This is a genomic window from Stenotrophomonas sp. STEN147 (assembly GCF_056757995.1).
In genome coordinates, this window is sequence record NZ_JBRRCG010000001.1 from 413,567 (window position 1) to 435,222 (window position 21,656).

Below are 21,656 nucleotides of genomic sequence, written 5' to 3' on the forward strand. Positions count from 1 at the left end.
GCCGGCTTACGGTTTCGGAGTGGCATTATCCGCCTTTTTGGCGGACCTGCCGTCGAACAGGCCGGTCAGGGCGATGCCGATGGCACCGACCACGATGGCCGAGTCGGCGATGTTGAACGCCGGCCAGGTATAGCTGCCAACGTACCACTGGATGAAATCGACGACATGACCGTGCACCTGGCGGTCAATCACGTTGCCGATCGCCCCGCCGATGATCAGCGCATAGGGAACGGCGGCCTTCCAGTTGCCACGGGCGGTGCCACGCAGCCACCATGCCATCAGGCCGCTGATGGCGATCGCCAGCGCCGTGAAGAAATACTTCTGCCAGCCACCGGCGTCGCTGAGGAAACTGAATGCGGCACCGGTGTTGTAGGTGCGATACCAGTTCCAGAAGCCATCGATGACCACCACCGGCTGGAACTCCGGCAGGCTCGACAGGACCCAGGCCTTGGACCACTGGTCCAGGCCGATGATGGCCGCCGACAGCAGCAGCCAGACCAGAGCGTTGGGATGCGGACGGGCGGCGCTCATCAGAACCAGCTCCGCACTTCGCCAGCGCCGTCGATGTTGCTCACGCAACGGCCGCACAGTTCCGGGTGATCGGCATGACTGCCGACGTCGGCGCGGTGATGCCAGCAGCGCACACATTTGGCCTTGGTGGTCGGCTGGGCACTGACGAACACCTCGTCGGTGGTTGCCGGACGCACCTGCACGTCACCGCTGATGAACAGGAAGCGCAGTTCGTCGGCCAGCGGCTGCCAGCGCGCCGCCTGCTCTTCGCTGGCGGCCACGGTGATCTCGGCCTCCAGGGCGGCGCCGATCGCGCCGTTGGCACGCATCGGCTCGAGCACCTTGGCCACCTGCTCGCGCACGGCCAGCAGCTGGTCGAAATCGGCAGCGTTGAGCTGGGCATCCGCCGGCAGCGGCGCCAGGCCCTCGTACCAGGTGGTGAACAGCACGTGGCCGGTGCGCGTGCCCGGCAGGTAGCCCCACAGCTCGTCGGCGGTGAAGGTCAGGATCGGTGCCACCCAGCGGGTGAACGCCTCGGCGATGTGATACATCGCGCTCTGCGCCGAACGGCGACCGTGCGAGTCGGTCGGCATCGTGTACAGGCGGTCCTTGGTGACGTCCAGGTACAGCGAGCCCAGGTCCACGCTGCAGAAGTTCAGCAGCAGCTGCACGATCTCGGCCATGTTGTAGCCGTCGTAGGCCGCCTTGATCTTCTCCTGCAGTTCCCACGCGCGATGCACGATCCAGCGGTCCAGCGCGACCATCTGGTCGAGCGGGCGCAGGTCCCGGGCCGGATCGAAACCGTCCAGGTTGCCGAGCAGGAAGCGCGCGGTGTTGCGCAGGCGACGGTAGGCGTCGGCATTGCGCTTGAGGATTTCCTGCGACAGCGACATCTCGTTGCTGTAGTCGGCCGAGGCGATCCACAGGCGCAGGATGTCCGCGCCCAGCTTGTTCATGATGTCCTGCGGCTCGATGCCGTTGCCCAGCGACTTGGACATCTTGCGGCCGTGCTCGTCCACGGTGAAACCATGGGTGAGGCACTGCTTGTAGGGCGCGCGCCTGTCGATTGCCACGCCGGTCAGCAGCGACGACTGGAACCAGCCGCGGTGCTGGTCCGAGCCTTCCAGGTACAGGTCGGCCGGCTTGCCGAAGCCACGCGCGGCCAGCACGCCTTCATGGGTGACACCCGAGTCGAACCAGACGTCGAGGATGTCGGTGACCTTCTCGTAGTCGGCCGCTTCTGCGCCCAGCAGTTCGGTTGCATCCAGCGAGTACCACACGTCGATGCCCTCGGCTTCGACACGGTCGGCAACCTGCTGCATCAGCTCCACCGAGCGCGGGTGGATCTCGCCGGTCTGGCGATGGGTGAACAGTGCGATCGGCACGCCCCAGGTGCGCTGGCGCGAGATCGTCCAGTCCGGACGGCCATCGACCATGCTCTGGATGCGCGCCTTGCCCCAGGCCGGGAACCAGCCGACGGTGTCGATGGCGGCCAGCGCATCGCTGCGCAGGTTGGCCTTGTCCATCGAGATGAACCACTGCGGGGTGGCACGGAACACCACCGGCGTCTTGTGGCGCCAGCAGTGCGGATAGCTGTGGCGGATCGGGTGGAAGGCCAGCAGCGTGCCGTTGTCGCGCAGCACGCCGATGATGGCCTCCTGCGCCTTCCACAGGTGCTGGCCGGCCAGTACCACGTCACCGGCCGGCGGCGTCGATTCCAGGTACACGCCACGGCCATCGATCGGCGTCACCTGGCCGGCGTTGTACGTGTCGAGCAGGCCGTACTTCTGGCTGACCACGTAGTCTTCCTGGCCATGTCCGGGAGCGGTGTGCACCGCACCGGTACCGTCTTCGTCGGACACGTGGTCGCCGTTGAGCAGCGGGATCGCGCGCCCGGCATAGAACGGATGCGACAGCAGCTGGTTTTCCAGTGCAGCGCCCGTGGTTTCGCCGTGCAGTACCACCTCCTCGACGCCGTAGCGCTGCAGCGCACGTCCAGCCAGCGCAGCGGCCAGCACCAGCCAGCGGCGCTTGCCGTTGTGCGCCGGGCCTTCGGCCAGCACGTAACGGATGTCCGCACCCAGCGACACGGCCAGCGACGCCGGCAGCGTCCACGGCGTGGTGGTCCAGATCGGCACCGCCACGTCCACATCGGCCGGCACGCTCACGCCGAAAGCCTGGCCGATGGCCTGCGGATCGCGCGCGGGGTATGCCACGTCGATCGCCGGCGATTCCTTTTCCTGGTATTCGATCTCGGCTTCGGCCAGCGCCGAACCGCAGTCGAAGCACCAGTACACCGGCTTGGCACCCCGCACCAGGTGGCCATTGGCCACCACCTTGGCCAGTGCGCGGATCTCGTTGGCCTCGAAGTCGAAGCTCAAGGTCTTGTACGGGTTGTCCCAGTCACCGGTCACGCCCAGACGCTTGAAGTCCACGCGCTGGATGTCGATCTGCTCTTCGGCGAACTCACGGCACTTCTGCCGGAATTCAACCGCATCGAGCTTCACGCCGACCTTGCCCCACTTCTTTTCCACCGCGATCTCGATCGGCAGGCCGTGGCAGTCCCAGCCGGGCACGTAGGGCGCATCGAAACCGGCCAGGTAGCGCGACTTGACGATGATGTCCTTCAGGATCTTGTTGACCGCGTGGCCCAGGTGGATGCGGCCGTTGGCATACGGCGGGCCGTCGTGCAGCACGAACAGCGGGCGGCCGGCGGCGTTGTCGCGCAGCTGCTGGTAGAGCCCCTGCTCCTCCCACCGCGCCAGAATGCCCGGCTCGCGCTTGGGCAGATCGCCGCGCATCGGGAAATCGGTGGCTGGCAGGTTCAGGGTGGTCTTGTAGTCCTGGCTCACGCAGTGGCTCGCAATCTATGTTCGGAAAGGAGGGCGCGCGCCTGTTCGGCGTCGCGGTGCATCTGGTCGGTCAGTGCCGCCAGATCATTGAACTTCTCTTCGTCACGCAGCTTGGCGACGAACTCAACGTCGATGTGGCGACCGTACAGGTCACCCTGGAAATCGAACAGGTGGGCTTCCAGCAGCGGCTCCACGCCCTCCACCGTCGGTCGCGTGCCGAAGCTGGACACCGACGGCCAGGGCTGGTCGAACACCCCGTGCACCCAGGTCGCGTAGATACCCGACAGCGCCGGGGTCTTGGGGAAACGCAGGTTGGCGGTCGGGAAGCCCAGCGTGCGGCCGAGCTGGCGACCACGCACCACGCGCCCGCTGATCGCGTAGGGGCGACCGAGCAGATCGCCGGCCCGGGCGAAATCGCCGGACTGCAGCAGCTGGCGGATGCGGGTACTGGAAATGCGCTCGCCGTGCAGGTCGACCGCCTCGATCTCGCCCGCACTGAAGCCCAGCTCGCTACCCAGCTTCTGCAGCAGGGCCAGATCACCGCGGCGACGGTTGCCGAAGCAGAACTCCGGCCCGATCCACACTTCGCGGGCATTCAGTCGCCGCACCAGCAGCTGGCGGACGAAGGTTTCGGCCGGCATCGCCGCCATCGCTGCATCGAAGCGCAGCAGCCCCACCGCGTCGACCCCCAGCTCGCGCAGCATCTCGACCTTGCTGCGTGCCAGCGTCAGGCGCGGTGGTGGCGTGCCCTGGGCGAAGAATTCACGGGGCAACGGTTCGAACGCCACGGCCACCGCAGCCACACCCAAGGCGCGCGCGCGCGCAACGGCATGCCGCACCAGTGCACGATGCCCCAGATGGAGGCCGTCGAATGCACCGATGCAGACCACGCTTCCGTTGGGGAACAGCTCCCCGCCCTCGACGCTTCTGAACAGCCTGCTCATCAACTCCCGTTCCGGCCCACCCGGGGCCGCCGCTTCAATGGTGTAACCCTGAAGTATAGCCGCCGCAGGCGACGATCAATGCCCGCGCAGGTCGCGCGGGCGGAAGCCCATGGCCAGCATCGCCAGCAGATAGGTCAGGCCACCGCCCCCCACCAGCAGGATCAGGCCGCCGATCCGGTGCCATTTGTCCATCCCGGTGAAGGCCGGCATCCAGTACAGCAGGGCCAGCAGCACGCCGACCATGCACGCGCAGGCCACCAGCAGCCGCACGAGGTAGCTGCCCCAGCCCGGCAGGCGCTGGTAGACATCGGTCTTGCCCAGCCAGTACCACAGCAGGCCCAGGTTCAGGTAACTGGACAACGCACTGGCAATGCCCAGCGCCAGATGCAGGCCGGGCTGCTTGCCGATGGCGGTCATCACACCCTGCGCCTTCAGCGCGTCCGGCACCATCACCTGGTACAGCACGGCCAGCAGGACGAAGTTGAACACCATGTTGGCCACCAGCGCGGCCACGCCGGCACGCACCGGGGTGCGGGTGTCCTGGCGGGCATAGAAGGCCGGCAGGACCACCTTCAACAGGGCGAACGCGGGCAGGCCGAAACTCAGGCCATACACCGACAGCGCGGTCATGCGGGTGTCGAAGGCGGTGAACTGGCGGTACTGGAACAGCGTGGCGATCAGCGGTTCAGCCAGCAGCACCAGGCCCAGCATGGCCGGCACCGAGATCAGCAGGGTCATGCGTAGGCCCCAGTCGAGCGAGCGCGAGAAGCCCTCGCGGTCGGTGCTGACGTGGTGGCGGGCCAACGCCGGCAGGATCACCGTGCCCAGGGCCACGCCGAACACCCCCAGCGGCAGCTCCAGGAAGCGGTCGGCCAAGGACAGCCAGGACTGCGAGCCATCCGTCAGCTTGGCCGCGATCAGGGTGTCCAGCAGCAGGTTGATCTGCGCCACCGAGGAACCGAACAGGGTCGGCACCATCAGGGTCAGCACCTTGCGCACACCCGGGTGGTTCCAGCCCCAGCGTGGCAGGGTCAGCAGATTGATGCCCTTGAGCGAGGGCAGCTGGAACAGCAGCTGCAGGATACCGGCCGCCAGCACCGCCCAGCCCAGCGCCAGGATCTGCTTTTCCGGGGTTCCGCCGAGCTGCGGCGCCAACCACAGCGCGCCGGCGATCATGCACAGGTTGAGGATGACCGGGGTCAGCGCCGGCATCGCGAACCGCTGGAAGCTGTTCAGCGCCCCGCCGGCCAGCGCGGTGAGCGAGACGAACAGCAGGAACGGGAAGGTCAGGCGGAACAGATCGACCAGCAGGGTCTGTTTGACCGGGTCGGTATCAGCACCGCTTGAGAACGCCACCGCCAGCTGGGGAGCGAAGATCAACGCCAGCGCGGTGACCACCAGCAGCGTCCCGCCCAAGGTGCCCGCCACGCGTGACATCAGTTCGCGCAGTTCAGCGTGGCTGCGGGTCTCCTTCACCTCGGTGAACACCGGCACGAAGGCGGTGGCGAAGGAGCCTTCGGCGAACAGGCGACGCAGGAAATTGGGTACCCTGAACGCCACCCAGAACGCATCGGTGACCGCATTGGTGCCGAACGTGGTGGTGATCACCTGGTCACGGACAAGTCCGAGCACCCGCGAGACCATGGTCATGCTGCTGAACGACAGCAGGCCCCGCAACATCTTCGGTGAACTCACTCAACGTCCCTCTTGACAATCGACTTGACGTACATTTCCCGCGCCATCATACTAGCCAGCTTGCTGTTCCCATAACACCGATTTTTTCAGGAAACCACCACCGTGGCCAATATCAAGTCCGCCAAGAAGCGCGCCAAGCAGACCGTCGTGCGCAACGCGCGCAACGTGGCTCAGCGCTCGATGCTGCGCACCGCTGTCAAGAAAGTGATCAAGGCGCTGGACGCCAACGATGCCGCCGGCGCCGAAGCCGCCTTCGCCGTTGCCCAGCCGATCCTGGATCGCTTCAGCGCGCGTGGCCTGATCCACAAGAACAAGGCTGCTCGCCACAAGAGCCGCCTGAACGACCGCATCAAGGCCCTCAAGGCCGCCTGATCCGGTTGCCGCCGGGGCTGCCGTCCCGGCGACACGCAAAAACCCGGCTCCGGCCGGGTTTTTTGTTGCCTGCACTCCGGGCCCTGCCCGCTTTCCGTAGAGCCGAGCCCATGCTCGGCTGCTGCCTGCATCGCAACCAACAAAAAAACCCGGCCGAAGCCGGGTTTTTCGCGCGGGAGCCACAACGCCCTTACTGCGCGTTGCGGGCCTCCAGCTCCTCTTCTTTCTGCCGATCGAAGAAGGCCATGATCCGGCTCATGATCGGGAAGGTACCTTCGCGCCCCAGGGCGGAAACCAGGAACCAGGGCTCCTTCCAGCCCAGCTCGGCCACGATCTGCTCGGCCGCCGCCTTGGCCTCGTCCTCGAACATCAGGTCAGCCTTGTTCAGCACCAGCCAGCGCGGCTTTTGCAGCAGCTCCGGATCGTGCTTTTCCAGCTCGCGCTCGATCGCGCGCACCTGCTCGACCGGGGAGATGCCTTCCACGCCCCCCTCCATCGGCGAGATGTCCACCAGGTGCAGCAGCAGGCGGGTGCGCTGCAGGTGGCGCAGGAACTGCGCCCCCAGGCCGGCACCGTCGGCCGCACCCTCGATCAGGCCCGGAATGTCGGCGATCACGAAGCTGCGGTAGTTCTCGACCTTCACCACGCCCAGATTCGGGTACAGCGTGGTGAACGGGTAGTCGGCCACCTTCGGCGTCGCCGCCGAGACAGCGCGGATCAGGGTGCTCTTGCCGGCATTGGGGAAGCCCAGCAGGCCGACGTCGGCCAGCAGCTTCAGTTCCAGCTTCAGCGTGCGCTCTTCGCCCGGCTCGCCCGGCAGCGCCTGGCGCGGCGAACGGTTGGTCGAGCTCTTGAAGTGCATGTTGCCCAGGCCGCCCCTGCCGCCCTTGGCCACCAGCAGGCGGTCGTTGTGCTGGGTCAGGTCGCCGATGATTTCATCGGTGGCGACGTTGATGACCACGGTGCCGACCGGCACGGTGATGGTCAGATCTTCGCCACCCTTGCCATAGGCCTGCCGGCCCATGCCGTTCTCGCCGCGCTGCGCCCTGAAGATGCGGTCATGGCGGAAGTCGACCAGGGTGTTCAGGTTTTCGTCGGCGCGGATGTACACGCTGCCGCCCGCACCGCCGTCGCCGCCGTCCGGGCCGCCGAGCGGAATGAACTTCTCGCGACGGAAGCCAATGCAGCCGTTGCCGCCGTTGCCGGCGAACACTTCGATTTCTGCTTCGTCTACCAGTTTCATTGTTTCGATGCCTGCGATGGGCGCGGCCAGCCTGCCGTCGCCTTGAATGTAATGCCAGCCGATGGCGGGCAACCCGGCGCAGCCGGTCTTGCTTTTACTCTAACGAAAAGCCCCGCCGAAGCGGGGCTCTTCATGCAGCATTCCCATGCCGGGGCACGGGTGCCGGCGGATGCCTGGATCAGGCTTCGGCCGAGACGATGCTGACGGTGCGACGCTTCTTCGGACCCTTGACCGAGAACTCCACCTTGCCGTCCACGAGGGCGAACAGGGTGTGGTCACGGCCCAGGCCGACGCCGGAACCCGGGTGGAACTGGGTGCCGCGCTGACGCACGATGATGTTGCCTGCTTCGATGGCCTGGCCGCCGAAGATCTTGACGCCGAGGTACTTCGGGTTGGAGTCGCGACCGTTGCGCGAGGAGCCTACGCCCTTTTTATGTGCCATGACTGCTTCTCCTGATGCTTAGCCGGCGATGCCGGTGATCTCGATTTCGGTGTAGTACTGACGGTGACCCTGGCGCTTCATGTGGTGCTTGCGGCGACGGAACTTGATGATCCGGACCTTGTCAGCACGACCCTGGGACAGAACCTTGGCGGTGACGGCGGCGCCCTTCAGCGCATCGCCCAGCTTCACGCCATCGCTGTCGCCCAGCATCAGGATGTTGTCGAACTTGATCTCGCTGCCGACTTCGACTTCGAGCTTTTCAACGCGGAGCTTTTCGCCCTGCGCCACGCGGTATTGCTTACCGCCGGTGACCAGTACTGCGTACATGACCAGGCCTTCCTCTGTAGTTATTGTGGTCTGAGCTGCCGCCATCGAGGGCGGACAGGAGCGGAATTGTACGCAGATCAACGGCCGCGGGTCAAGTCAACCCCATTCCGGCCTGGGGGGCCCGGCCGGAACGGGGTCGGAAGCCTTTTCACGACGTGGAAAGGGATCTGACCCCCACCTGTCGGCCTGTCTCAGAAGGTGAGACACCGGGCTGGCATTGTCGCCCATTGCCCCCATCTGGTCACCTCGGTAGGCTGACCGATTGCCGTTCCCTGCTGGCCCGGCACCCAGCCAACGCCCCCACAACCGGATTCCCCATGGCGATGGATTTCATCCGCATCCGCGGCGCGCGGACGCACAACCTGAAGAACCTCGACCTCGACCTGCCCCGCGACAAGCTGATCGTGATCACCGGCCTGTCCGGCTCGGGCAAGTCGTCGCTGGCTTTCGACACGATCTACGCCGAAGGCCAGCGTCGCTACGTCGAGTCGCTGTCGGCCTACGCCCGGCAGTTCCTGAGCGTGATGGAGAAGCCGGACCTGGACCACATCGAGGGCCTGTCTCCGGCGATCTCGATCGAGCAGAAGTCGACGTCGCACAACCCCCGCTCGACGGTCGGCACGATCACCGAGATCTACGACTACCTGCGCCTGTTGTACGCCCGCGTCGGCACGCCGCGCTGCCCCGACCACGGCTATCCGCTGGAAGCGCAGACGGTCAGCCAGATGGTCGACCAGGTGCTGACGCTGGACCCGGAACAGCGCTACATGCTGCTGGCTCCGGTGATCCGCGACCGCAAGGGCGAACACGCGCAGGTATTCGACCAGCTGCGCGCACAGGGCTTCGTGCGCGTGCGCGTGGATGGCGAGCTGCATGAGATCGACGCGGTGCCGCCGCTGGCGCTGCGCCAGAAGCACACCATCGAGGCAGTGATCGACCGCTTCCGCCCGCGCGAGGACATCAAGCAGCGCCTGGCCGAGAGCTTCGAGACCGCGCTGAAACTCGGCGACGGCATGGCCTCGGTGCAGAGCCTGGACAACACCGCCAGCACGCCGACCCTGTTCTCCTCCAAATACTCCTGCCCGGTCTGCGATTACTCGCTGCCGGAGCTGGAGCCGCGCCTGTTCTCGTTCAACGCGCCGATGGGCGCCTGCCCCGGTTGCGATGGCCTGGGCATGGCCGAATTCTTCGACCCCTCGCGCGTGGTCGTGCATCCCGAGCTGTCCCTGGCCGCCGGCGCAGTGCGTGGCTGGGACCGTCGCAATGCATACTATTTCCAGCTGATCGCCTCGCTGGCACGGCACTACAAGTTCGACGTCGATGCCGCCTGGAACTCGCTGCCGGCCAAGGTGCAGCAGGCCGTGCTGTATGGCAGCGGCGAGGACGCGATCACGTTCACCTACTTCACCGAAGCCGGCGGCCGTACCCAGCGCAAGCACCGCTTCGAGGGCATCATTCCCAACCTGGAACGCCGCTACAAGGAAACCGAGTCGGCGGCCGTGCAGGAAGAGCTCGGCAAGTACATCAGCGAGCGCGCCTGCCCCGAGTGCAACGGTGCCCGCCTGAACAAGGCTGCGCGCAACGTGTTCGTGGCCGACCGGCCGCTGCCGGACCTGGTGGTGCTGCCGATCGACGAAGCCCTGAAGTTCTTCAGCGAACTGAGCCTGCCGGGCTGGCGCGGCGAGATCGCCTCGAAGATCGTCAAGGAGATCGGCGAACGCCTGGGCTTCCTGGTCGACGTGGGCCTGGACTACCTCACTCTGGAGCGCAAGGCCGATACCCTCTCCGGTGGCGAGGCACAGCGCATCCGCCTGGCCAGCCAGATCGGTGCCGGCCTGGTCGGCGTGATGTACGTGCTCGACGAGCCGTCGATCGGCCTGCACCAGCGCGACAACGAGCGCCTGCTGGGCACCCTCACCCGCCTGCGCGACCTCGGCAACACGGTGATCGTGGTCGAGCATGACGAAGATGCGATCCGACTGGCCGACTACGTGCTGGACATCGGCCCGGGCGCGGGTGTGCACGGTGGCGAGATCGTCGGCCAGGGCACCCTGCAGGACATCCTGGATGCACCCCGTTCGCTGACGGGCCAGTACCTGTCCGGCAAGCGCTCGATCGAGATTCCGGCGCGCCGGCACCGGCCGAACCCGAAGATGACCCTGCATCTGCGCGGCGCCAGCGGCAACAACCTGAAGGGCGTGGACCTGTCGATTCCCTCGGGCCTGCTGACCTGCGTGACCGGCGTGTCCGGCTCGGGCAAGTCGACGCTGATCAATGACACCCTGTTCTCGCTGGCCGCCAACGAGATCAACGGCTCCTCGCACCCGGTCGCCCCGTACAAGGAGATCGATGGCCTGGACCTGTTCGACAAGGTCGTGGACATCGACCAGTCGCCGATCGGCCGCACTCCGCGCTCGAACCCGGCCACCTACACCGGCCTGTTCACCCCGCTGCGCGAGCTGTTCGCACAGGTGCCCGAAGCGCGTGCGCGTGGTTATTCACCGGGTCGTTTCAGCTTCAACGTGCGCGGCGGACGCTGCGAGGCGTGCCAGGGGGATGGCCTGATCAAGGTCGAGATGCACTTCCTGCCGGACGTGTACGTGCCCTGCGATGTCTGCCACGGCAAACGCTACAACCGCGAAACGCTGGAGATCCTGTACAAGGGCTTCAACATCAACGACGTGCTGGAAATGACCGTCGAAGATGCGCTGAAGCTGTTCGAGCCCGTGCCGTCGATCGCGCGCAAGCTGGAAACGCTGGTGGATGTCGGCCTGAGCTACATCAAGCTGGGACAGAGCGCGACCACGCTGTCCGGTGGTGAAGCGCAGCGCGTGAAGCTGTCCAAGGAGCTGTCGCGCCGCGATACCGGCCGCACCCTGTACATCCTCGATGAACCGACCACCGGCCTGCACTTCCACGACATCGAAGCGCTGCTGGGCGTGCTGCACAAGCTGCGCGACGAAGGCAACACGGTGGTGGTGATCGAGCACAACCTCGATGTGATCAAGACCGCCGACTGGATCGTCGACCTGGGGCCGGAAGGCGGCCACCGGGGTGGCACCATCCTGGTCACCGGCACGCCGGAAGACGTGGCCGCCTGCCCGCAGTCGTACACCGGGCAGTTCCTGGCACGCATGCTGCCGTCCACCAGTGCGCGCCCGGAGCAGCCGGCCGCCGTGGCCAACAAGCCCGACGCCCGGCCGCCGCGCAAGGTGAAGCCGGAGAAGGTGGTGAAGAAGGCCGTGGCCGCCAAGAGCACCGGCAAGGCCAGCAAGAGCACGACCAAGAAGAAGGACGCCTGATGAGCAGCGAACACAAGATCCTGGCCCGCATTCCGATCAGCGTGCGCTGGCGCGACATGGACAGCATGGGCCATGTGAACAACGCCAAGTACATCTCCTACCTGGAGGAAGCGCGCGTGCGCTGGATGCTGGGCGTGGAAGGCGTGTCGATGACCGACCGCATCGCGCCGGTGGTGGCCGCGACCAACGTCAACTACCGGCTGCCGATCGTGTGGCCCAACGACATCCTGGTCGAACTGTTCGTCGAGCGCCTGGGCAACAGCAGCGTCACCATCGGTCATCGCATCGTCGACCAGCAGGACGAGTCGAAGCTGTACTCCGATGGCAACGTGGTGGTGGTCTGGATGGATACCCAGACCGGCAAGAGCGCACCGCTGCCGGAGGCGATCCGCAGCGCGTCTACCTGAAATGCCCTGGTGGGTGCCGACCTTGGTCGGCACCGGTCCGCCGGGCATGGCCCGGCGCTACCGACGCCGGTCCGACCCTGATGCGCGGCGGAACGGACGCTGCATCATGGAGCGGCCTTGCGTACCGTCAACGTTGCGCTGGCGGTGCCACCGCCCTCCAGCTGCAACTGCAGCGGCACGACCTGCCCTTCCTTCAAGGCACCCTCGCCTTCCATCAGCATCAGGTGCAGGCCACCGGGCTTGAGCTCGGTGCGCGCCCCGGCTGCAATCGGCAGCCGTTCGACTTCGCGCATCCGGCTGACACCGTCGACCACGGTGGTCTCGTGCAGTGACACGTCGCCGAAGGCCCGGCTGCCCGCGCCCACCACCGTCACCGGCGCTGCGCAGCGGTTCACGATCGTCCCGTAACCCGCCGTCATCGGCATGGCCGGGTTCGGCGGCAGGCGCACCCAGCCCTGCTCCACCGTCACACAGCGCGATTCCGCCGCCGCTGCTGCGAACGCACACAGAAGCAACAGTACGCCAACGAATGGTTTGGTTATCATCGCCCACGTTCCTTCTTCGCAACGAGACCGCAGCATGACGACGCTCATCGAGGTGATCAACCATGGTCCCATCCGCGAACTGCGCCTGGCGCGGCCGCCGGTCAATGCGCTGGACACCGACCTGTGCCGGCAGCTGATCCACGCCGTCGAGCAGGCCATGGCCGACGATGCGCACGGCATCGTGCTGTCCGGCAGCGAGCGCGTGTTCACCGGCGGCATGGACGTGCCACACCTGCTCTCCCACGGCGATGACAAGCACAAGCTGCTGGATACCTGGAATGCCTTCTTCGGCGCGGTACGCACGCTGGCCGAGAGCCGCATCCCGGTGGTTGCCGCGATCACCGGCCACGCCCCTGCCGGCGGTTGCGTGCTCGCCCTGTGCTGCGATTACCGGGTGATGGCGCGCAGCGCCGACCCGGCACGCCCGTATGCCATCGGACTGAACGAGGTGCAGGTCGGCCTGATCGCACCGGAAGGCATCCAGCGCCTGCTGCGCCGTACCGTCGGCGTGCACCGCGCGGGGGTGCTGCTCACCACCGGCGCCCTGGTGCCGGCCGAGCAGGCGCTGCAGATCGGCCTGGTCGACGAACTGGCCGAGGGCGATCTGGTGGTCGCCCGGGCCGTGGCCTGGCTGCAGAACCTGCTCAGGCAGCCGCGGCAGCCGATGCTGCTGACCCGCGCCGTGGCCCGCAATGACCTGCACGAAGCGCTGCACCCGGACCTGATCCAGCTGGACCGGTTCGTAGAGGCCTGGTTCGCCCCGGACGCACAGAATGCCCTGCAGGCGCTGGTGGCGCGGCTGGGCAAGTAACGGTCTCCGCACTCTGGGGTCAGCCCCCTTCTGCAATGCGAAAGGGATCCGACCCCGGACCGGTATAATCAAGGCCTCTTCATTGTTGTGGCCGCCCCCTTGAACGACACGCCCGAACCCGTCGTCTCCGAGCTGATCGACCTGCTCACCCTGGAGCGGCTGGAGGACAACCTGTTCCGCGGACAAAGCCGCGACATCGGCACCAAGTACGTGTTCGGCGGGCAGGTGCTGGGCCAGGCGCTGGCCGCCGCCCAGGCCACGGTCGACAACGGTCGCCACGTGCATTCGCTGCACGCGTATTTCCTGCGGGCCGGCAACATCGACCATCCGATCGTCTACGACGTGGACCGCACCCGCGATGGCGGCAGCTTCTCCGTGCGCCGGGTGACCGCGATCCAGCATGGCAAGGTGATCTTCTTCTGTGCTGCCTCGTTCCAGCAGGCGGAGACCGGTGCCGAGCACCAGCACAAGATGCCCGAAGTGCCGCAACCGGAAGACATCGAGCCGAACCGCCCGTTGCCGGCCGAAGTGCTGGAGCGGCTGCCGATCAAAGTGCAGCGCTGGCTCTCGCGCGGTGGCCCGTTCGAGTTCCGCCACGTCTATCCCCGCGACGAACTGAATCCGCCCAAGCGCCCGCCCTATCACCAGGTCTGGATGCGGTTGAGCGAACCGGTCGGCGATGCCCCCGAGCTGCACCAGGCGCTGCTGGCCTACGCGTCCGACTTCCATCTGCTGGGCACGGCGACCTTCCCGCACGGCATCAGCTACTACCATCCGCACGTGCAGATGGCCTCGCTCGACCACGCGATCTGGTTCCACCGCCCGTTCCGCGCCGACGACTGGCTGCTCTATTCGCTGGACAGCCCCAGTGCGCAGGATTCGCGCGGCCTCGCCCGCGGCCAGTTCTTCACCCGCAATGGCGTGCTGGTGGCCAGCACGGCACAGGAGGGCCTGATCCGCGTGGTTCCCGACCAGACTGCTGTGGCCGCCGTGCCGGCCAAGGACTGAGCCGATGCGTCAGATCTTCAGCAGCCAGCGTGTGGAAACCGTCGAGGGCGTGGCCGAGCTCCTGCGCAGCCATGGCATCGAAGTGAAGGTGACCAATGGTCGCTCGTACAAGACCCGGCGGCGCGGCCAGTTCAGCTATACCGACCTGGGCAATGCGCAGGGCTATCCAGCGGTCTGGATCGTGCGCGCCGACGACCAGCCGCGTGCGCGCGACATCCTGCGCGATGCACGCCTGCTCGATACCACCCGCCGCGACCATCCCACGGCCGAGTTCGCGTTCCGCGACACGCCGGATGCCGGCAGCGGCGGGCGCAGCTGGGCCTGGCGGATCCGCATCGCACTGCTGGTGGTGATCGCTGGCGTGGCGCTGGTGATCGGCCTGCGTCACCGCGGTGGCCCGGCCCCCGCAGCCCCCGCCCCCGCCCCACAGGCCCAGCCGCAGCAGACGCAGCCGGCCCCGCAGGCGCCGCAGGAAGAGGAAGAAGTCCGCGTCCGCATCCATCCGTCGACGTAACGACACCGGTAGCGCCGGGCCAGGCCCGGCGAGCGCAGCGGGGCGCGCAGGCACATCCGCCGGGCATGGCCCGGCACCGTTGATCGTTTCAGAATGATCTAAGGGGTGGCTGCCGGCATCGTTCCACCTTCAAGACAATCCGGCGCAACATGCGTGCTATTGCCGTCATCCACATTGCTCTATCGTGGTGAGCGATTCTGGATTCCGGGGAAAGCACCGCATGGCGGTAGAAGCAGCGACCAGCGAGCTGGTCAAGGTGGTTGCCCTGCTGGGCGCGGCGGTGGTGATGGTGCCCTTGTTCCGGCGGCTGGGCCTGGGGTCGGTACTGGGCTACTTCGCCGCCGGCCTGGCGATCGGACCGTTCGGGCTGGGCTGGTTCTCCGATCCGCAGGCCATCCTGCATACCGCCGAACTCGGTGTGGTGATGTTCCTGTTCGTGATCGGCCTGGAGATGCGGCCCTCGCACCTGTGGAGCCTGCGCAAGGAAATCTTCGGGCTGGGCACGCTGCAGATCGTCACCTGCGCGCTGGTCCTGACCAGCATCGCCAAGTTGTTCGGCTTCCCGTGGCAGGTGGCCTTCATCGGTGCCACCGGCTTCGTGCTGACCTCCACCGCCGTGGTGATGCAGCTGCTGGCCGAGCGCGGTGATATCGCGCTGCCGTCCGGGCAGAAGATCGTCTCCATCCTGCTGTTCGAAGACCTGCTGATCGTGCCGCTGCTGGCCCTGGTGGCGTGGATGGCGCCCAGCGCGGGCAGCGCCGATGGCGAGGGCTCGCGCTGGCTGTCGGTGGCGATCGGTGTCGGTGCCATCGTCGGTCTGGTGCTGGTCGGCCGCTTCCTGCTCAACCCGCTGTTCCGCCTGCTGGCCGAATCGAAGGCACGCGAGGTGATGACCGCCGCCGCGTTGCTGGTGGTGCTGGGCGCGGCACTGCTGATGCAGCTGTCCGGCCTGTCGATGGCGATGGGCGCGTTCCTGGCCGGCGTGCTGCTGAGCGAATCGACCTTCCGCCACCAGATCGAAGCCGATATCGAACCGTTCCGCGGCATCCTGCTCGGCCTGTTCTTCCTCAGCGTCGGCATGGCGCTGGACCTGGGCGTGGTGGCCTCGCACTGGCAGCTGATCGCAGGCCTGGTGCTGGCGCTGATGGCGGCCAAGGCGCTGTGCATCTACGTCGTTGCGCGTCTGATGGGCAGTGACCACGCGCAGGCGCTGGACCGTGGCGTGCTGATGGCGCAGGGTGGTGAGTTCGCCTTCGTGCTGTTCTCCGCGGCGGCGGCCGCTGGCGTGATCGACGTGGACATCAATGCCAACTTCACCGCCGTGGTGGTGCTGTCGATGGCGCTGACCCCGCTGGTGGTGCTGGTCTACAAGCGCGTGGCACCGAAGCCGACGGTGAACCTGGAGGGCGTGGACGAGGCCGACGGCCTGTCCGGCAGCGTGCTGCTGATCGGCTTCGGCCGCTTCGGCCAGGTGGCCAGCCAGTCGCTGCTGGCGCGCGACGTGGACGTGACCATCATCGACAACGATGTGGAGATGATCCAGAGCGCGGCGCGGTTCGGCTTCAAGATCTACTACGGCGATGGCACCCGCCTGGACGTGCTGCATGCTTCCGGCGCGGCGACCGCGCGTGCGATCGCGGTGTGCGTGGACAAGGCCGACGCCGCCGACCGCATCGTCGAGCTGGTCGCGCACGAATTCCCGCAGGCCAAACTGATGGTGCGCTCGTTCGACCGCGAGCATTCACTGCGGCTGATCCATGCCGGCGTCGATTTCCAGATCCGCGAGACCTTTGAATCGGCCGTGCTGTTCGGTCAGGCCGCACTGGTCGAGCTGGGCGCCGACGAGGACGACGCGATCGAGATCGCCGAACAGATCCGTCGCCGCGACGCCGAGCGTTTCGAGCTGGAAATCGCCGGCGGCGGCCTGAACGCCGGCGCCAAGATGGTATTTGGCAACTCCGGCCAGGGCGTACCGACGCCGACCCCGTTCACCGCGCCGAAGCGGGCAAGCAAGACCTTGAACCCGCAGGACGTGCCCGAAGAGGAAGAATGAGGGATGCGACCCGTAACGTCACCCGGGGTCAGCGTTCCAAGGTAGCGCCGGGCCAAGCCCGGCGAGCGCAGCGGCCGCATTGGCGGTGGGCGAGGGGGCCTGAATCGGGGACAATAGCCTCCCCACCGCCGCCGCCCCCGCATTCGATGAACGATTCCGCCGCCCCGCATCCTGCCCGCATCCTCGATGGCCGCCGCATCGCTGAAGACCTGCTCGACAGCCTGAAGGTGCGTGTCGACGCCCGCATCGCGGCTGGTGGCAGCCGTCCGGGGCTGGCCGTGGTGCTGGTGGGCGGCGACCCGGCCTCGACCGTGTACGTGCGCAACAAGCGCCGTGCCGCCGAGAAGGTCGGCATCGAAGCACACGATTACGACCTGCCGGCCGGCACCACCGAGGCCGAGCTGCTGGACCTGATCGACCAGCTCAATGCCGATCCCAAGATCAACGGCATCCTGATCCAGCTGCCGCTGCCGGGCATCCCCGATGCACGCCGGCTGATCCAGCGCATCGACCCGCGCAAGGACGTCGATGGCTTCCACCCGGAGAACGTCGGCCATCTGGCCCTGCGCGAGTTCGGCCTGCGCCCGTGCACCCCGCGCGGCATCACCACGCTGCTGGGCCACACCGACCAGCCGGTGCGCGGCCGCAACGCCACCATCGTCGGTGTCAGCAACCACGTTGGCCGCCCGATGGGCCTGGAACTGCTGATTGCCGGCTGCACCGTCACCAGCTGCCACAAGTTCACCCCGAAGGACGTGCTGGAACAGGCCGTGCGCAACGCGGACATCCTGGTGGTGGCGGTGGGCCGCCCGGGCATCGTGCCGGGCGAGTGGGTGAAGCCGGGCGCTGTGGTGATCGACGTTGGCATCAACCGTCTGGACGATGGTCGGCTGGTGGGCGACGTCGGCTTCGACGCGGCGGCGCAGCGGGCGAGCTGGATCACCCCGGTGCCGGGCGGTGTCGGCCCGATGACCGTGGCCACGTTGATGCAGAACACCCTGGAAGCGGCGGAAGCGCTGAGCTGATCGCAGCGAGCGGCTGTTGGTAGGTGCCAACCGTCGTCGGCCCGCCTGTGGTGGGTGCCAACCTTGGTTGGCACGATTCGTCCGGCGTCTGGACTCCAGATGGGGTGGAGGCCTCTCGGTTTGTGCCAACCAAGGTTGGCACCCACCGAAGCGGTAGCCGGCCCCCTGAATGGACCGCCGCCCGCGCGACACTGCGTCGCATCCACCCCCTGCCACGCGGCGCGAAAACAAGGTAAAATGTCGCGCTTCCCCACATCTCGGGTATGCCGATGCTGCGCATCCAGGCTGAAGCACTCACTTACGACGACGTCTCGCTCGTCCCCGCCCACTCGACCATCCTGCCCAAGGACGTCAACCTCGAAACGCGGTTGACCCGAGACCTGAAGCTCAAGCTTCCGATCCTGTCCGCCGCGATGGACACCGTCACCGAAGCCCGCCTGGCCATCGCCATGGCCCAGCTCGGCGGCATGGGCATCATCCACAAGAATCTCAGCCTGGAACAGCAGGCCGCGGAAGTGGCCAAGGTGAAGAAGTTCGAGGCCGGTGTCATCCGCGACCCGATCACCGTCGGCCCGGAAACCACCATCCGTGACGTGCTGGCCCTGACCCAGGCACACAACATCTCCGGCGTACCGGTGGTGGGCAGCGACGGCCTGCTGGCCGGCATCGTGACCCACCGCGACATGCGCTTCGAGACCGAGCTGGACGATCCGGTCCGCCACATCATGACCAAGAAGGATCGCCTGATCACGGTCAAGGAAGGCGCCGCGTCCGACGAAGTGCTGCAGCTGCTGCACCGCAACCGCATCGAGAAGGTGCTGGTGGTCAATGATTCGTTCGAACTGCGTGGCCTGATCACCGTCAAGGACATCCAGAAGAACACCGACTTCCCGAACGCCGCCAAGGATCTGTCGACCCGCCTGCTGGTCGGCGCCGCTGTCGGCGTGGGTGGCGATACCGATCGCCGCGTGGAAGCGCTGGTCGCTGCCGGCGTGGACGTGATCGTGGTCGATACCGCGCACGGCCACTCGCAGGGCGTGCTGGACCGCGTCAGCTGGGTCAAGAAGAACTTCCCGCAGGTGCAGGTCATCGGCGGCAACATCTGCACCGGCGAAGCCGCACTGGCGTTGCTGGACAGCGGCGCGGACGCGGTGAAGGTCGGCATCGGCCCGGGCTCGATCTGCACCACCCGCGTCGTCGCCGGCGTCGGCGTGCCGCAGGTCACCGCCATCGACCTGGTGGCCGAAGCGCTGCAGGACCGCATCCCACTGATCGCCGACGGTGGCATCCGCTACTCGGGCGACATCGGCAAGGCGCTGGCCGCCGGTGCCTCGACCATCATGGTCGGCGGCCTGCTGGCCGGTACCGAGGAATCGCCGGGCGAGACCGAGCTGTACCAGGGCCGTTCGTACAAGAGCTACCGCGGCATGGGCTCGCTGGCTGCCATGGAGAAGGGGTCCAAGGACCGCTACTTCCAGGACGCCGCCACCGCCGACAAGCTGGTGCCGGAAGGCATCGAGGGCCGCGTGCCGTACCGCGGCCCGGTGGGCGGCATCATCCACCAGCTGATGGGCGGCCTGCGCGCCACCATGGGCTACGTGGGCTGCGCCACCATCGACGACATGCGCAGCAAGCCCAAGTTCGTGAAGATCAGCGGCGCCGGCCAGCGTGAGAGCCACGTCCACGACGTGACGATCACCAAAGAGCCGCCGAACTACCGCGCCTGACGCGGGCCGAGCAAAGAGGAACGAGGAAGCTGATTCCCGTTCCTCTTTCTCCATCTGCCGCCGCAAATTCCGACTTCGTTTTCCCTACTGCATTGCCAGGGCGCCATGACCAACATCCATAACGACAAGATCCTGATTCTCGATTTCGGCGCGCAGTACACGCAGCTGATTGCCCGCCGCATCCGCGAGCTGGGCGTCTACTGCGAAATCTGGGCGTGGGACCACAACCCGGCCGAGATCGCCGGCTTCGGCGCCAAGGGCATCATCCTGTCCGGTGGCCCGGAATCGACCACGCTGCCGGGCGCCCCGGCCGCGCCGCAGGAAGTGTTCGACAGCGGCCTGCCGATCTTCGGCATCTGCTACGGCATGCAGACCCTGGCGGCCCAGCTGGGCGGTGCCACCGAAGCCGCTGACCAGCGCGAGTTCGGCCACGCCGAAGTGAACGTGATCAACCCGGATGCATTGTTCAAGGGCCTGAGCGACCACGGCGGCGAGCCGAAGCTGAATGTCTGGATGAGCCACGGCGACCACGTCTCCGTTGCGCCGCCGGGCTTCACCATCACCGCCACCACCGACCGCATTCCGGTGGCCGCCATGGCCAACGAAGAAAAGCGCTGGTACGGCGTGCAGTTCCACCCGGAAGTGACCCACACCCTGCAGGGCCAGACGCTGCTGCGCCGCTTCGTGGTGGACGTGTGCGGCTGCCAGACCCTGTGGACCGCCGCCAACATCATCGACGACCAGATCGCCCGCGTGCGCGAACAGGTGGGCGATGACGAAGTGATCCTGGGCCTGTCCGGCGGCGTCGATTCGTCCGTGGTGGCTGCGCTGCTGCACAAGGCCATCGGCGAAAAGCTGACCTGCGTGTTCGTGGATACCGGCCTGCTGCGTTGGCAGGAAGGCGACCAGGTGATGGCGATGTTCGCCGAGCACATGGGCGTGAAGGTCGTGCGCGTGAACGCCGCCGACCGTTACTTCAAGGCGCTGGAAGGCGTGAGCGACCCGGAAGCCAAGCGCAAGATCATCGGCAACCTGTTCGTTGAGATCTTCGACGAAGAGTCGAACAAGCTGAGCAACGCCAAGTGGCTGGCGCAGGGCACCATCTACCCTGACGTGATCGAGTCGGCCGGCAGCAAGACCGGCAAGGCGCATGTGATCAAGAGCCACCACAACGTGGGCGGCCTTCCGGAGCACATGAAGCTGGGCCTGGTGGAGCCGCTGCGCGAGCTGTTCAAGGACGAAGTGCGCCGCCTGGGCGTTGAACTGGGCCTGCCGCGCACCATGGTCTACCGCCATCCGTTCCCGGGCCCGGGCCTGGGCGTGCGCATTCTGGGCGAGGTAAAGCCGGAATACGCCGAACTGCTGGCCAAGGCCGATGCCATCTTCATTGATGAGCTGCGCAAGGCCGACTTGTACGACAAGACCAGCCAGGCGTTTGCCGTGTTCCTGCCGGTGAAGTCGGTGGGCGTGGTGGGCGATGCGCGGGCTTATGAGTGGGTGATTGCGCTGCGGGCCGTGGAGACGATCGACTTCATGACCGCGCATTGGGCGCATCTGCCGTATGAGTTCCTGGGGACGGTGAGCAACCGGATCATCAATGAGTTGCGGGGGGTGTCACGGGTGGTTTATGACATCTCGGGCAAGCCGCCGGCGACTATTGAGTGGGAGTGAGTTGAAAGAACGAGGGCGCCGAGAGGCGCCCTTGTTGTTTGAGAGAAGAGCGCCGCAGACATTGGAATGGGGGTGCTATTGAATGTGGTAGTGCCGGCCGCTGGCCGGCAGCCGATGCCAAGGGGGGCTCTAGAAAAGGGGCGGGGCGGGGAGGCGGTTCGTTGCTCCCGCCGGTCAGCCTTGAGTGTAGACTTTCGCTTTGCATTCG

The 21,656-nt window shown here is 66.6% G+C and carries 18 protein-coding genes; 10 read left to right on the forward strand and 8 right to left on the reverse strand.

The window, feature by feature from the left end; all coding sequences use genetic code 11:
- Positions 1–6: 6 nt before the first annotated feature.
- From lspA to murJ, 4 genes are all read right to left on the reverse strand, one after another.
- A complete protein-coding gene (lspA, locus tag ACVOKU_RS01875; RefSeq protein ID WP_065174616.1) occupies positions 7–531 on the reverse strand; it encodes a signal peptidase II in 525 nt (174 codons plus the stop codon).
- Positions 531–3,362, reverse strand: coding sequence for an isoleucine--tRNA ligase (gene ileS, locus ACVOKU_RS01880; protein ID WP_065181117.1), 2,832 nt, complete (start codon positions 3,360–3,362; stop codon positions 531–533). Before ileS ends, lspA begins: the two co-directional genes overlap by 1 nt.
- Positions 3,359–4,306: a bifunctional riboflavin kinase/FAD synthetase gene (locus ACVOKU_RS01885; protein WP_111185715.1), complete on the reverse strand. Its 948-nt coding sequence runs from the start codon at positions 4,304–4,306 to the stop codon at positions 3,359–3,361. The genes ileS and ACVOKU_RS01885 overlap by 4 nt, the downstream gene beginning before the upstream one ends.
- A 75-nt stretch (positions 4,307–4,381) precedes the next feature.
- Entirely contained in the window at positions 4,382–5,986 is a 1,605-nt protein-coding gene (gene murJ / locus ACVOKU_RS01890; RefSeq protein WP_111185717.1) for a murein biosynthesis integral membrane protein MurJ, read from the reverse strand.
- 117 nt (positions 5,987–6,103) lie between these two features.
- Between murJ and rpsT the strand changes: the two genes are divergently transcribed.
- Entirely contained in the window at positions 6,104–6,373 is a 270-nt protein-coding gene (rpsT, locus tag ACVOKU_RS01895) for a 30S ribosomal protein S20 (RefSeq protein ID WP_005408560.1), read from the forward strand.
- A 190-nt stretch (positions 6,374–6,563) separates the two neighbouring features.
- Here rpsT and cgtA read toward each other — a convergent pair whose 3' ends face one another.
- From cgtA to rplU, 3 genes are all read right to left on the reverse strand, one after another.
- Positions 6,564–7,616: an Obg family GTPase CgtA gene (gene cgtA, locus ACVOKU_RS01900; RefSeq protein WP_065181115.1), complete on the reverse strand. Its 1,053-nt coding sequence runs from the start codon at positions 7,614–7,616 to the stop codon at positions 6,564–6,566.
- Positions 7,617–7,794: 178 nt separating this feature from the next.
- Positions 7,795–8,058 carry a 50S ribosomal protein L27 gene (rpmA, locus tag ACVOKU_RS01905; protein WP_053516127.1) on the reverse strand — a complete coding sequence of 88 codons (264 nt, stop codon included), beginning with the start codon at positions 8,056–8,058 and terminating at the stop codon, positions 7,795–7,797.
- A gap of 18 nt (positions 8,059–8,076) precedes the next feature.
- Positions 8,077–8,385, reverse strand: a complete 309-nt coding sequence (gene rplU / locus ACVOKU_RS01910; protein WP_006424709.1) for a 50S ribosomal protein L21 — start codon at positions 8,383–8,385, stop codon at positions 8,077–8,079.
- A gap of 317 nt (positions 8,386–8,702) precedes the next feature.
- Between rplU and uvrA the strand changes: the two genes are divergently transcribed.
- Both uvrA and ACVOKU_RS01920 read left to right on the forward strand, forming a co-directional pair.
- Positions 8,703–11,687, forward strand: a complete 2,985-nt coding sequence (gene uvrA / locus ACVOKU_RS01915; RefSeq protein ID WP_481558905.1) for an excinuclease ABC subunit UvrA — start codon at positions 8,703–8,705, stop codon at positions 11,685–11,687.
- Positions 11,687–12,094, forward strand: coding sequence for an acyl-CoA thioesterase (locus ACVOKU_RS01920; RefSeq protein WP_125895430.1), 408 nt, complete (start codon positions 11,687–11,689; stop codon positions 12,092–12,094). The genes uvrA and ACVOKU_RS01920 overlap by 1 nt, the downstream gene beginning before the upstream one ends.
- Before the next feature lie 104 nt (positions 12,095–12,198).
- Here the strand turns inward: ACVOKU_RS01920 and ACVOKU_RS01925 are convergent, their stop codons facing one another.
- Positions 12,199–12,639, reverse strand: coding sequence for a copper chaperone PCu(A)C (locus ACVOKU_RS01925; protein ID WP_481558906.1), 441 nt, complete (start codon positions 12,637–12,639; stop codon positions 12,199–12,201).
- Between the two features lie 34 nt (positions 12,640–12,673).
- On the opposite strand from ACVOKU_RS01925, the gene ACVOKU_RS01930 reads away from it, so the two are divergent.
- The 7 genes from ACVOKU_RS01930 (at position 12,674) to guaA (ending at position 21,448) form a co-directional block, all read left to right on the forward strand.
- Positions 12,674–13,450 (forward strand): enoyl-CoA hydratase/isomerase family protein, encoded by a 777-nt coding sequence (locus ACVOKU_RS01930; RefSeq protein WP_053516135.1) that lies wholly within the window; start codon positions 12,674–12,676, stop codon positions 13,448–13,450.
- Positions 13,451–13,537: 87 nt separating this feature from the next.
- Positions 13,538–14,458 (forward strand): acyl-CoA thioesterase II, encoded by a 921-nt coding sequence (gene tesB / locus ACVOKU_RS01935; RefSeq protein ID WP_428993211.1) that lies wholly within the window; start codon positions 13,538–13,540, stop codon positions 14,456–14,458.
- Between the two features lie 4 nt (positions 14,459–14,462).
- Entirely contained in the window at positions 14,463–14,972 is a 510-nt protein-coding gene (locus ACVOKU_RS01940) for a pathogenicity-like protein (RefSeq protein ID WP_481558907.1), read from the forward strand.
- A 220-nt stretch (positions 14,973–15,192) separates the two neighbouring features.
- Positions 15,193–17,025: a monovalent cation:proton antiporter-2 (CPA2) family protein gene (locus ACVOKU_RS01945; RefSeq protein WP_111186653.1), complete on the forward strand. Its 1,833-nt coding sequence runs from the start codon at positions 15,193–15,195 to the stop codon at positions 17,023–17,025.
- 146 nt (positions 17,026–17,171) lie between these two features.
- Positions 17,172–18,050, forward strand: a complete 879-nt coding sequence (gene folD, locus ACVOKU_RS01950) for a bifunctional methylenetetrahydrofolate dehydrogenase/methenyltetrahydrofolate cyclohydrolase FolD (RefSeq protein WP_065181342.1) — start codon at positions 17,172–17,174, stop codon at positions 18,048–18,050.
- Positions 18,051–18,319: 269 nt separating this feature from the next.
- Entirely contained in the window at positions 18,320–19,777 is a 1,458-nt protein-coding gene (gene guaB / locus ACVOKU_RS01955; protein WP_279942087.1) for an IMP dehydrogenase, read from the forward strand.
- A 105-nt stretch (positions 19,778–19,882) separates the two neighbouring features.
- On the forward strand, positions 19,883–21,448 hold the full coding sequence (gene guaA, locus ACVOKU_RS01960; RefSeq protein WP_049483147.1) for a glutamine-hydrolyzing GMP synthase: 1,566 nt from the start codon (positions 19,883–19,885) through the stop codon (positions 21,446–21,448).
- Positions 21,449–21,656: the final 208 nt, after the last annotated feature.

Bases quoted from the DNA above. Each gene is read 5' to 3' on its own strand.
- lspA (WP_065174616.1), bottom strand. From the start codon at position 531: ATGAGCGCCGCCCGTCCGCATCCCAACGCTCTGGTCTGGCTGCTGCTG.
- ACVOKU_RS01885 (WP_111185715.1), bottom strand. From the start codon at position 4,306: ATGAGCAGGCTGTTCAGAAGCGTCGAGGGCGGGGAGCTGTTCCCCAAC.
- murJ (WP_111185717.1), bottom strand. From the start codon at position 5,986: ATGTTGCGGGGCCTGCTGTCGTTCAGCAGCATGACCATGGTCTCGCGG.
- cgtA (WP_065181115.1), bottom strand. From the start codon at position 7,616: ATGAAACTGGTAGACGAAGCAGAAATCGAAGTGTTCGCCGGCAACGGC.
- rpmA (WP_053516127.1), bottom strand. From the start codon at position 8,058: ATGGCACATAAAAAGGGCGTAGGCTCCTCGCGCAACGGTCGCGACTCC.
- rplU (WP_006424709.1), bottom strand. From the start codon at position 8,385: ATGTACGCAGTACTGGTCACCGGCGGTAAGCAATACCGCGTGGCGCAG.
- uvrA (WP_481558905.1), top strand. From the start codon at position 8,703: ATGGCGATGGATTTCATCCGCATCCGCGGCGCGCGGACGCACAACCTG.
- ACVOKU_RS01920 (WP_125895430.1), top strand. From the start codon at position 11,687: ATGAGCAGCGAACACAAGATCCTGGCCCGCATTCCGATCAGCGTGCGC.
- ACVOKU_RS01925 (WP_481558906.1), bottom strand. From the start codon at position 12,639: ATGATAACCAAACCATTCGTTGGCGTACTGTTGCTTCTGTGTGCGTTC.
- ACVOKU_RS01930 (WP_053516135.1), top strand. From the start codon at position 12,674: ATGACGACGCTCATCGAGGTGATCAACCATGGTCCCATCCGCGAACTG.
- ACVOKU_RS01940 (WP_481558907.1), top strand. From the start codon at position 14,463: ATGCGTCAGATCTTCAGCAGCCAGCGTGTGGAAACCGTCGAGGGCGTG.
- ACVOKU_RS01945 (WP_111186653.1), top strand. From the start codon at position 15,193: ATGGCGGTAGAAGCAGCGACCAGCGAGCTGGTCAAGGTGGTTGCCCTG.
- folD (WP_065181342.1), top strand. From the start codon at position 17,172: ATGAACGATTCCGCCGCCCCGCATCCTGCCCGCATCCTCGATGGCCGC.
- guaB (WP_279942087.1), top strand. From the start codon at position 18,320: ATGCTGCGCATCCAGGCTGAAGCACTCACTTACGACGACGTCTCGCTC.
- guaA (WP_049483147.1), top strand. From the start codon at position 19,883: ATGACCAACATCCATAACGACAAGATCCTGATTCTCGATTTCGGCGCG.